The sequence below is a fragment of the Serratia sp. 506_PEND genome, from assembly GCF_001076875.1.
GTDB lineage: Bacteria > Pseudomonadota > Gammaproteobacteria > Enterobacterales > Enterobacteriaceae > Serratia > Serratia marcescens.
Window position 1 is genome coordinate 1 of sequence record NZ_JVEL01000334.1, and the last position, 10,695, is coordinate 10,695.

Here is a 10,695-nt window from a genome sequence, read left to right on the forward strand (position 1 = left end):
TGGAGTGGAAAAAAGATCTGCTCAACTGCCTGATCAAAAGCGTGGTATTCGCCATTACCGTAACCTGGATTGCCATTTTCAATGGGTACGACGCCGTGCCTACCTCTGAAGGGATTAGCCGGGCGACGACGCGTACCGTGGTGCATTCGTCACTGGCGGTGTTGGGATTGGATTTCGTGCTGACCGCACTGATGTTTGGGAATTGATTCGATGCAAACGAAGAAGAGTGAAATCTGGGTTGGGGCATTTATGCTGATCGCGCTGTGCGCCATCGTGTTTATCTGCCTGCAGGTGGCGAACCTTAAATCGATCGGCAGCGAGCCGACCTACCGCATTTACGCAACGTTCGACAACATCGGCGGCCTGAAACCGCGTTCGCCGGTGAAAATTGGCGGCGTGGTGATCGGCCGCGTGGCGGACATCGAACTCGATTCGAAAACCTACACGCCGCGCGTGGCGCTGGATATCCAGAAAAAGTACGACCAAATCCCGGATACCAGCTCGCTGGCGATCCGCACCTCCGGCCTGCTGGGCGAGCAATATCTGGCGCTTAACGTGGGCTTCGAAGATCCTGATATGGGCACCACCATCCTGAAAGATGGCGGCACCATTCAGGACACCAAATCAGCCATGGTTCTGGAAGACCTGATCGGCCAGTTCCTGTATAAAAGCGGCGGTCAGGACAGCGCCAAATCGGGAGACGCGGCCGCTGAGCCGGCTGCCGGCGCCGCACCGCAACCCGCTGTTCCAAATCATTAAGAGAGGATACCTGCATGTTTAAACGTTTACTGATGGTGGCTCTGCTGGTGGTTGCACCGCTGGCGAGCGCAGCCGACCAAACCAATCCTTACAGCATGATGCAAGAAGCGGCGCAGAAGACCTTCAGCCGTTTGAAGAACGAACAGCCGAAGATCAAGCAGGACCCGAACTACCTGCGTGCCATCGTACATCAGGAACTGATGCCGTTCGTGCAGGTGAAATACGCCGGCGCGCTGGTGCTGGGGCGTTACTACAAAGAGGCAACGCCTGCGCAGCGCGAAGCTTACTTCACCGCCTTCCAGGCTTACCTGGAGCAGGCTTACGGCCAGGCGCTGGCGATGTATCACGGCCAGACTTACCAGATCGCGCCTGAACAGCCGCTGGGCAATGCCGACATCGTGGCTATTCGCGTCACCATCATCGACAACGGTGGCCGTCCGCCGGTGCGTCTGGATTTCCAATGGCGCAAGAACAGCAAAACCGGCTACTGGCAGGCGTATGACATGATCGCCGAAGGCGTCAGCATGATCACCACCAAGCAAAATGAGTGGGCGTCTACGCTGCGTACTCAGGGCATCGACGGCCTGACCAAACAGCTGCAGGCCGCCGCCGCGCAGCCTATCACGCTGGACAAGAAAAACTGATGTCGGCAGCGCTCAGCTTCGAATCAGAGCAGCAGACGCTGATCCTGCGCGGTGAACTGGATCGGGAAACGCTGCAGCCGCTGTGGCGGCAGCGCGACGCGCTGATGGCGGATAAAACTGCGATCGACGTGGCGCAACTGCAGCGCGTGGACTCCGCCGGGCTGGCGCTGTTGCTGCATCTGCAGGAAGAGCAGCGCCAACGCGGCGTAGCGCTGAAAATTTTCGGCGCCACCGAGCGCCTGAAAACGCTGATCGCGCTCTACAACCTGCAGGCGATAATGCCTGTCGATACCGCCGGTTAGCGGCGTTTTACGCCGCTCTTGCGTGGCAAAACGATACAAAGCCCCTGTTATGCAGGGGCTTTTTCTTTAGTTTAAGAAAACATCGTATTCCACTAAGATACTAGGCTGTTTATGATCCTTTAGCGGCAGAACTGGATACTATGGAAACCAACGAGATTAAAGACGTGCTGATGCAGGCATTGGCACTGGATGAAGTACATGTGACGGGCGACGGTAGCCATTTTCAGGCGATTGTGGTCGGTGAACTGTTCGCCGGCATGAGCCGCGTCAAAAAACAGCAGACGGTTTACGCACCGCTGATGGAATACATTGCGGACAACCGCATTCATGCCTTGTCTATTAAGGCGTACACCCCTGAAGAGTGGCAGCGAGACCGCAAACTCAACGGATTTTAAGGCTGTTTGCCCTGCCGGGCGGGCAGCTTCAGATTAGATAATAGAGAGTAGTCAGATGGATAAATTTCGTGTGCAGGGTCGGACCCGCCTGAGCGGTGAAGTGTCTATTTCCGGGGCCAAAAACGCCGCCCTGCCGATCCTGTTCGCCGCCCTGTTGGCGGAAGAGCCGGTCGAGCTGCAGAATGTCCCCAAGCTGAAGGACATCGACACCACCATTAAACTACTCAACCAGTTGGGTACCAAGATTGAGCGCAACGGTTCGGTCTTCGTGGACGCCAGCGGCGTGAACGAGTTTTGCGCCCCTTACGATCTGGTGAAAACCATGCGCGCCTCCATTTGGGCGCTGGGGCCGCTGGTGGCGCGTTTCGGCCGTGGCCAGGTTTCCCTGCCGGGCGGCTGCGCGATTGGCGCGCGTCCGGTCGATCTGCACATCACCGGGCTGGAGCAGTTGGGCGCCGAGATCAAGCTGGAAGAAGGCTACGTCAAGGCGTCCGTCGAGGGCCGTCTGAAGGGCGCGCACATCGTCATGGACAAGGTGAGCGTGGGCGCGACCGTGACCATCATGAGCGCTGCGACCTTGGCGACCGGCACCACCGTTATCGAAAACGCCGCGCGTGAGCCGGAAATTGTCGATACCGCCAACTTCCTCAACACGCTGGGCGCGAAGATCAGCGGCGCCGGCAGTGACAAGATCACCATCGAGGGCGTCGAGCGTCTGGGCGGCGGCGTGTACCGCGTGCTGCCTGACCGCATCGAGACCGGCACCTTCCTGATCGCCGCCGCGGTTTCCGGCGGCAAAGTGATGTGCCGCAACACCCGTCCGGACACGCTGGATGCGGTGCTGGCCAAGCTGCGCGAAGCCGGTGCCGATATCGAAGTGGGCGAAGACTGGATCAGCCTGGACATGCACGGCAAACGCCCGAAAGCGGTCACCGTGCGCACCGCGCCGCACCCGGGCTTCCCGACCGACATGCAAGCCCAGTTCAGCCTGCTGAACCTGGTGGCGGAAGGCACTGGCGTTATCACCGAAACCATCTTCGAAAATCGCTTCATGCACGTGCCGGAATTGATTCGTATGGGCGCGCACGCGGAGATCGAGAGCAACACCGTGATCTGCCATGGCGTTGAACAGCTGTCCGGTGCTCAAGTGATGGCGACCGATCTGCGCGCTTCCGCCAGCCTGGTGATCGCCGGCTGCATCGCCGACGGCGTGACCGTCGTCGATCGCATCTATCACATCGATCGCGGCTATGAGCGTATTGAAGACAAGCTGCGCGCGCTGGGTGCGAACATCGAACGCGTGAAAGGCGAGTAAGTCATTAGCGCCGGCGCGGCTGCGTCGGCAGGATGAATAGCAAAGGGCCGGCTATCAATGCCGGCCCTTTTTTAATTGCTGTCTTCCGGGAATTCACCCACCGTCATTTTCAACGTAATGCGTTTGCCGTCGCGCAGCACGATAACCGGTATCTCGGTGCCCGGTCTGATCTCCGCCACCTGATCCATGGTCTCCAGCACGGACACCGCCGGTTTGTTATCCACGTTGATGATGATGTCGTTGATCTGGAAGCCGGCGTTGCTCGCCGGGCCGTTCGGCGTAATCTCGGTCACGATGATGCCCTGCAGGCGATCGATGCCGGAATTGGACGAGCGCAGCGGAATGATCTCCTTGCCCTGAATACCGAAATAGCCGCGGATAACGCGGCCGTCGCGGATCAGCTTGTCCATGATCTTGGTGGCCAGTTCGATCGGGATCGCAAAGCCCAGCCCTTCCGGCGTTTCGCCGTCGGTGATTTTGTCATAGGTCAGGGTGTTGATACCGATCAGCTCACCCAGCGAGTTGACCAGCGCGCCGCCGGAATTGCCGCGGTTGATTGAGGCGTCGGTCTGCAGGAACGTCTGCCGGCCGGTGGTGCTCATACTGATGCGCCCGGTGGCGCTGAGGATGCCCTGAGTGACGGTCTGCCCCAGGTTATACGGGTTGCCGATCGCCAGCACCACATCGCCGACGTGGGCAACGCGGTTTTTGTTGGTCGGGATCACCGGCAGGTTGCCGGGATCGATCTTCAGCACCGCCAAATCGGTCAGGCCGTCGGAGCCCACCAGCAGCGCTTCGTAACGGCGGCCATCCTGCAACACCACGGTGATCTGCTGTGCGTCTTTGATCACGTGGCGGTTGGTGATGATATAGCCGCGTTCGTTCATGATCACGCCGGAACCGAGCGACAGCACGTTGGCGGCGCCGTTCAGGTTGCGGTTGTAGATGTTCACCACGGCAGGCGCGGCGCGGCGCACCGCCTTGTTGTAGCTCACCGGCGTTTCGTCGCTGGTATTCTCGGTTTTCTCTGCAAACAGACCGTTGGAAGAACGCAGCATGGGCAGAGCGGCCAACAGCAGGCCGGCAACGATGAGACCGATAACGACAGAACGCAAGAGCTTAGCAAACATGGAGTTTTCGTGGTGTGGTGAACGATGTTCGGAGGATAGCATGAGTTAACCGGGCGCAGTATGTCACCGAGCCCGGTTTTTGCACAAATTAACGCAGCAGCAGATAAATGGTTTCGTTACCGCGCACGATATTGAGCGCCATCACCGGCGGTTTGGCTTCCAGCACCTTGCGCAGTGCGGTGATACTGTCTACGCGCTGGCGGTTGACGCCGATGATCACGTCGCCTTTTTGCAGGCCGATTTGCGCCGCCGTCGAGCCTTTATCCACGTTCTCCACCTTCACGCCCTTGTCGCCGCTCGGCAGCGCGCCGTTGCTGAGGGATACCCCCTGCAGCGCCGGCGACAGCGTTTCGGCGTTGGTCGAGGCGCTCTCGCTGTTGTCCAGCGTGACCGAGACTTCCTGCGGTTTACCGTCGCGCAGCAGGCCTACCTTGAGGGTTTTGCCCGGTGCGGTGGTGCCGACCTTGGCGCGCAGTTCGGCAAAACTGTTCACCGGTTTGCCGTCGACGGAAACCAGAATATCCCCGGCTTTGATGCCGGCCTTGGCGGCGGCAGATTTCGGCAACACTTCGCTGACGAAGGCACCGCGCTGTGCGTCGGTGTTGAAGGCTTTGGCCATGTCCGGGGTCATTTCACTGCCCTTGATGCCAAGCAGGCCGCGTTTCACTTCGCCGAATTCGATCAGCTGCTGGCTCAGGTTCTGCGCCATATTGCTCGGAATGGCGAAGCCGATGCCGACGTTGCCGCCGCTCGGCGCCAGAATGGCGGTATTGATGCCGATCAGTTCGCCGTTCAGGTTAACCAGCGCGCCGCCGGAGTTGCCGCGGTTGATGGAGGCGTCGGTCTGAATGAAGTTTTCCAGCCCTTCCAGATTCAGGCCGGTGCGGCCTAGCGCCGAGATGATGCCGGAGGTGGCGGTTTGGCCCAGGCCGAACGGGTTGCCGACCGCCACGGCGAAGTCGCCGACGCGCAGCTGGTCGGAATCGGCCATCTTGATGGCGGTCAGGTTTTTGGTATCGCTGAGCTGCAGCAGGGCGATGTCGGATTGTTCATCGCGCCCGACCAGCTTGGCGTCCAGCTCGCGGCCGTCGTTCAACTGCACGCGGATTTTGTCGGCGTTGTTGATGACGTGGTTGTTGGTCAGCACGTAGCCCTTGGCGGCGTCGATGATCACGCCGGATCCCAACCCTTCAAACGGGCGGGAGCTCTGCTGTTGGCCGGGGAAATTGGGGCCGAAGAAGCGTCTGAACTCTTCCGGCAGCTGTTGACGCTGCACCTGGGTGCCTGCGACATGCACGCTCACTACGGCGGGCAAGACTTTTTCCAGCATCGGCGCCAGGCTCGGCAGCGGCTGCCCCTGCACGGCGACGGGCAGGGCCGCGTTGGCCGCCGGTGCGGCGCTGAGCGCCAGGCCGAGGCTCATTGCCAATGCACTAAGAATTAACGACTTTTTCTTCATTGATGATAACTCTCTCAATACCTGCCGATGAAAATTTGATGATAAGGCAATCGCCTTGTCATAGTGAAGGGTAAGACCGTGAATTTGCGTGCAAAGTTCAGTAAAGGTAATGCGAAGGAAGGTCAATATGGCGCAAACGGGATTAACCCCGCGGGTGGCCCCGCGGGCGAAGAAAGAATATCAGTCGCGGCGTGCGCTTTGACCGCGCAGCAGGCCGGAGGCCCCTTCAGAATAGTCGCGCGGCATTTCCACCGGCGCCTGATCGTTGTCCGCTTCCGCTTCGGTCAGGCGATAGCGGAACGGGTTCTCCTGCATCGGCAGATCCGGCAGCAGGTTGTTGGAGCTTTTCGCCATGTGCTGATACAGCTGGCGATAATCGCGCGCCATGTTGTCCAGCAGCTCGGCGCTGCGGGCAAAGTGGCCGACCAGCTCCTGACGGTACTCTTCCAGCTCGGTTTTGCTCTTGTCCAGCTCGTTCTGCAGGACTTGTTGTTGACGTAATTTACGGTTGCCAAAACGCATCGCCACCGCACCAATCACGATACCGACGACCAAACCAATCAGCGCATACTCCCAGGTCATGATGACTCCTATTTTGACTTCGTTGTTCCGCAGGGATTTTTCACTTAATAATATCCACTATAACCGTTAACCTTGTCCGAGTGGAATCCTGATGCGCTTCCACCTGGTTTTCACAGGGTTTTCAGCGGCGCCCGCGGCGGGCATTTGTGGCGATAACGGTGCGAATCGGCATCAACTTGCCGCCAACGTTGGCTAAATAATTTCTAAGCGTTCTTAGGGAACATCGAACAGATGCAGGCACTATCACCGTTATCTCGCTACCAGCAGGCGCTGGAGGCGGGGGAATATCAGGCCGATGAGGTTCAACGCCGGGCCGTCACTCAACTGGATCGCATTTATCAGGCTCTGCTGCAAAAGCCGGCGGCGAGCGCGCCGGCCGGCGGGCTGCGCGGCAAGCTCAGCCGCTTGCTGGGCAAGGGCGGCGAAACGGCGCCTCAGCGCCCGGTGCAGGGGCTGTACATGTGGGGCGGCGTCGGGCGCGGCAAAACTTGGTTGATGGATATGTTCTTCCACAGTCTGCCGGGCGATCGCAAAATGCGCCTGCACTTCCACCGCTTCATGCTGCGGGTGCATGAAGAGCTGACCGAGTTGCAGGGGCGGGAAAACCCGCTGGAAATCGTCGCCGACGGCTTCAAGGCCGAGACCGACGTGTTGTGCTTCGACGAATTCTTCGTCTCCGACATCACCGACGCCATGCTGTTGGCCACGCTGCTGCAGGCGCTGTTCGCGCGCGGCATCACGCTGGTGGCCACGTCGAACATCCCGCCGGACGATCTGTACCGCAACGGCCTGCAGCGGGCGCGTTTCCTGCCGGCTATCGATCTGATCAACGAGTACTGCGACGTGATGAACGTCGACGCCGGCATCGACTATCGTCTGCGCACCCTGACCCAGGCGCACCTCTACCTGACGCCGCTGAGCGACCAGACGCGCGAGGCGCTGGATCGGATGTTCGTCAAGCTGGCGGGCAAGGCGGGGGAGGACGCGCCGGTGCTGCAGATCAACCATCGGCCGCTGCAGGCGATCCGTTCGGTGGACGGCGTGCTGGCGGTGGATTTCCACACGCTGTGCGAAGAGGCGCGCAGCCAACTGGACTACATCGCGCTGTCGCGGCTGTACCACAGCGTGATCCTGTATAATGTGCAGGTGATGGGGCCGCTGAAAGAGAATACCGCGCGCCGTTTCCTGGCGCTGGTGGATGAATTCTATGAGCGGCACATCAAGCTGGTGATCGGCGCCGAAGCGTCGATGTTCGAGATCTATCAGGGGGTGCAGCTGAAATTTGAATTCCAGCGCTGCCTGTCGCGCCTGCAGGAAATGCAGAGCGAAGAGTACCTCAAGCTGCCGCATCTGCCCTGAGCCCGCCGGGCCTATCGCCGGTTGTCCGCCGCCGGCGATAAATTTATTTTCCATTCAAAAACCGTTCGATCTTTGCGAGCGACTTCTCTATAATCTTGCGACCCCACGTTACAACAAAGTTTTTTTTCCCAAAAACTTTATAGTGCCGGCAATGGCTATTCGAAGGGGTAGGTTTGCTGGACTTGTATGGTCGTGTGAGCCTCAACTGTTTTCGAGCGTTTGGGTGTTCACCAACGTGTAACTAATTATTGGGTAAGCTTTCTAATGAAAACTTTTACAGCTAAACCAGAAACCGTAAAACGCGACTGGTACGTTGTTGATGCAGATGGTAAAACTTTAGGCCGTCTCGCTACTGAACTGGCTCGTCGCCTGCGCGGCAAGCATAAAGCGGAATACACCCCGCACGTGGATACCGGTGATTACATCATCGTTCTGAACGCTGACAAAGTTGCTGTAACCGGCAACAAGCGTACAGACAAAGTGTACTACCACCACACCGGCCACATCGGTGGTATCAAGCAAGCGACCTTTGAAGAGATGATTGCCCGCCGTCCTGAGCGCGTGATTGAAATCGCGGTTAAAGGCATGCTGCCAAAGGGCCCGCTGGGTCGTGCTATGTTCCGTAAACTGAAAGTTTACGCGGGCACCGAGCACAATCACGCGGCACAGCAACCGCAAGTTCTGGACATTTAATCGGGATTAATGGCAATGGCTGAAAATCAATACTACGGCACTGGTCGCCGCAAAAGCTCCGCCGCTCGCGTCTTCATCAAGCCGGGCAACGGTAACATCGTTATCAACCAGCGCAGCCTGGAACAGTACTTCGGTCGCGAAACTGCCCGCATGGTAGTTCGTCAGCCGCTGGAACTGGTCGACATGGTTGGCAAACTGGACCTGTACATCACCGTTAAAGGTGGTGGTATCTCCGGTCAAGCTGGCGCTATCCGTCACGGTATCACCCGTGCACTGATGGAATACGATGAGACTCTGCGTTCTGAACTGCGTAAAGCTGGCTTCGTCACCCGTGACGCTCGTCAGGTTGAACGTAAGAAAGTCGGTCTGCGTAAAGCACGTCGTCGTCCGCAGTTCTCCAAGCGTTAATTTTCGCTGCTTCGGCAGTGCGATTTACGCAAAAAACCCGGTGCTTCACCGGGTTTTTTTACGCCTGAAATCCGCCGTCCCCGACTAAAATCTGTGGCATATCAGACAATTCAACATGAATTCGCCGCACCGTCCCCACAAAACAAGCAGAATCTGGTAAACTATCACCCACTTTTGCGCCTGTTCGCCGTGCAGTTGACCTCCTGGGCCGGTTTTTTATGGGCTCGGGTCGCGCTGCGTGCTGCCGGCCTGCGGCAAGATTATTCAGGATAGCAGCCTGTCAGTTGGCTATTCGCAGTATTTTCTAGATAACTTGGAGGTTTTCATGGCTGTCGCTGCCAACAAACGTTCGGTAATGACGCTGTTCTCTGGCCCGACCGACATTTTTAGCCATCAAGTACGTATCGTACTGGCGGAGAAAGGTGTCAGCGTCGAGATCGAGCAGGTCGAAATGGATAACCTGCCGCAAGATCTGATTGACCTCAACCCTTACCAGACGGTGCCTACGCTGGTCGATCGCGAACTGACCCTGTATGAATCCCGCATCATCATGGAGTATCTGGATGAGCGCTTCCCGCACCCGCCGCTGATGCCGGTTTACCCGGTTGCCCGTGGTGAGAGCCGTCTGATGATGCTGCGCATCGAGAAGAACTGGTACTCGCTGATGGACAAGATCGAGAAGAGCAGCGGCCAGGAAGCGGAATCCGCCCGTCGCCAACTGCGCGAAGAGCTGCTGGCGATCGCGCCTATCTTCGGTCAGGCGCCGTATTTCATGAGCGAAGAGTTCAGCCTGGTGGATTGCTACCTGGCGCCGCTGTTGTGGCGTCTGCCGCAGCTGGGCATCGAATTGAGCGGCGCCGGTTCCAAAGAGCTGAAAGGCTACATGACCCGCGTCTTCGAACGCGACGCCTTCCTGGCTTCCCTGACCGAAGCCGAGCGTGAAATGCGCCTGCAGACCCGGGGCTAAGCGCGATGGACATGTCTCAGATGACGCCGCGTCGCCCGTATCTGCTGCGGGCGTTCTACGACTGGCTGCTGGATAACCAACTGACGCCGCACCTGGTGGTCGACGTGACTCGCCCGGACGTGCAGGTGCCGATGGAGTTCGCGCGCGATGGTCAGATCGTGCTGAATATCGCGCCGCGCGCGGTAGGCAACCTGGCGTTGGGTAACGAAGACGTGCAGTTCAACGCGCGCTTCGGCGGCGTGCCGCGTCAGGTTTCGGTGCCGATGGCCGCCGTGCTGGCGATTTATGCGCGTGAAAACGGCGCCGGCACGATGTTCGAACCGGAAGCCGCCTACGACGAGAGCGAAGGCGTGTTCGAAGGTCTGGACAATGAGACGATCCCTTCGGAAACTCTGATGTCGGTGATCGACGGCGATCGCCCGGATACCGCGGAAGATGACGGCCCGGATGACGAACCGCCGCAGCCGCCTGTAGCGCGGCGAAATTTTCTGCACTGTTTAGCAGAGAATTTCGCACTCTAAGAACGTCAAAAAAATCACGATTTTGCACTATGCGAAATCAATCGCAAATGTTACTAACGATCAACTCACTGGCTCGCTGTCGATTATCACCGAGACAGTAAGTAACCCCCGTAGTGGTTATCGGCAGCCCCTCAAACGCTTTACGCATCTCCGGGATGTCG

Annotated in this window: 14 protein-coding genes; 11 read left to right on the plus strand and 3 right to left on the minus strand. The window is 58.5% G+C overall.

All coding sequences use genetic code 11. The features are described 5' to 3' along the window. The 6 genes from ADK28_RS10225 to murA all read left to right on the plus strand — a co-directional run. Window positions 1–206: ABC transporter permease (locus ADK28_RS10225; RefSeq protein ID WP_048795605.1), on the plus strand; the 206-nt coding region annotated here is incomplete at its 5' end. Between the two features lie 4 nt (window positions 207–210). Further along, a complete protein-coding gene (gene mlaD, locus ADK28_RS10230; RefSeq protein ID WP_004937061.1) occupies window positions 211–759 on the plus strand; it encodes an outer membrane lipid asymmetry maintenance protein MlaD in 549 nt (182 codons plus the stop codon). 14 nt (window positions 760–773) lie between these two features. Next, complete coding sequence (gene mlaC / locus ADK28_RS10235; protein WP_004937063.1) at window positions 774–1,403, plus strand: phospholipid-binding protein MlaC; 630 nt, start codon at window positions 774–776, stop codon at window positions 1,401–1,403. Then, window positions 1,403–1,705: a lipid asymmetry maintenance protein MlaB gene (gene mlaB / locus ADK28_RS10240; RefSeq protein ID WP_033639304.1), complete on the plus strand. Its 303-nt coding sequence runs from the start codon at window positions 1,403–1,405 to the stop codon at window positions 1,703–1,705. The genes mlaC and mlaB overlap by 1 nt, the downstream gene beginning before the upstream one ends. Window positions 1,706–1,845: 140 nt before the next feature. Then, the gene (ibaG, locus tag ADK28_RS10245) at window positions 1,846–2,100 is read left to right on the plus strand and encodes a BolA family iron metabolism protein IbaG (RefSeq protein WP_004937066.1); all 255 of its coding nucleotides are present in this window, start codon (window positions 1,846–1,848) and stop codon (window positions 2,098–2,100) included. A gap of 55 nt (window positions 2,101–2,155) precedes the next feature. Next, a complete protein-coding gene (gene murA, locus ADK28_RS10250; protein ID WP_004937068.1) occupies window positions 2,156–3,415 on the plus strand; it encodes a UDP-N-acetylglucosamine 1-carboxyvinyltransferase in 1,260 nt (419 codons plus the stop codon). Between the two features lie 71 nt (window positions 3,416–3,486). Here the strand turns inward: murA and degS are convergent, their stop codons facing one another. The 3 genes from degS to zapG all read right to left on the minus strand — a co-directional run bounded on the left by degS (window position 3,487) and on the right by zapG (window position 6,586). Next, on the minus strand, window positions 3,487–4,545 hold the full coding sequence (degS, locus tag ADK28_RS10255) for an outer membrane-stress sensor serine endopeptidase DegS (RefSeq protein WP_016930201.1): 1,059 nt from the start codon (window positions 4,543–4,545) through the stop codon (window positions 3,487–3,489). A gap of 88 nt (window positions 4,546–4,633) precedes the next feature. Then, window positions 4,634–6,004: a serine endoprotease DegQ gene (degQ, locus tag ADK28_RS10260; RefSeq protein ID WP_004937072.1), complete on the minus strand. Its 1,371-nt coding sequence runs from the start codon at window positions 6,002–6,004 to the stop codon at window positions 4,634–4,636. A gap of 180 nt (window positions 6,005–6,184) precedes the next feature. Further along, window positions 6,185–6,586: a Z-ring associated protein ZapG gene (gene zapG / locus ADK28_RS10265; RefSeq protein WP_004937074.1), complete on the minus strand. Its 402-nt coding sequence runs from the start codon at window positions 6,584–6,586 to the stop codon at window positions 6,185–6,187. A 231-nt stretch (window positions 6,587–6,817) separates the two neighbouring features. Between zapG and zapE the strand changes: the two genes are divergently transcribed. The 5 genes from zapE (at window position 6,818) to sspB (ending at window position 10,534) form a co-directional block, all read left to right on the plus strand. After that, window positions 6,818–7,945, plus strand: coding sequence for a cell division protein ZapE (gene zapE, locus ADK28_RS10270; protein WP_016930199.1), 1,128 nt, complete (start codon window positions 6,818–6,820; stop codon window positions 7,943–7,945). Window positions 7,946–8,209: 264 nt separating this feature from the next. Then, complete coding sequence (rplM, locus tag ADK28_RS10275) at window positions 8,210–8,638, plus strand: 50S ribosomal protein L13 (RefSeq protein WP_004937079.1); 429 nt, start codon at window positions 8,210–8,212, stop codon at window positions 8,636–8,638. A gap of 15 nt (window positions 8,639–8,653) precedes the next feature. Beyond that, window positions 8,654–9,046 carry a 30S ribosomal protein S9 gene (rpsI, locus tag ADK28_RS10280; RefSeq protein WP_004937080.1) on the plus strand — a complete coding sequence of 131 codons (393 nt, stop codon included), beginning with the start codon at window positions 8,654–8,656 and terminating at the stop codon, window positions 9,044–9,046. A gap of 325 nt (window positions 9,047–9,371) precedes the next feature. Then, the gene (sspA, locus tag ADK28_RS10285) at window positions 9,372–10,013 is read left to right on the plus strand and encodes a stringent starvation protein SspA (protein ID WP_004937082.1); all 642 of its coding nucleotides are present in this window, start codon (window positions 9,372–9,374) and stop codon (window positions 10,011–10,013) included. A 5-nt stretch (window positions 10,014–10,018) separates the two neighbouring features. Further along, entirely contained in the window at window positions 10,019–10,534 is a 516-nt protein-coding gene (sspB, locus tag ADK28_RS10290) for a ClpXP protease specificity-enhancing factor (RefSeq protein ID WP_048795606.1), read from the plus strand. Window positions 10,535–10,695: the final 161 nt, after the last annotated feature.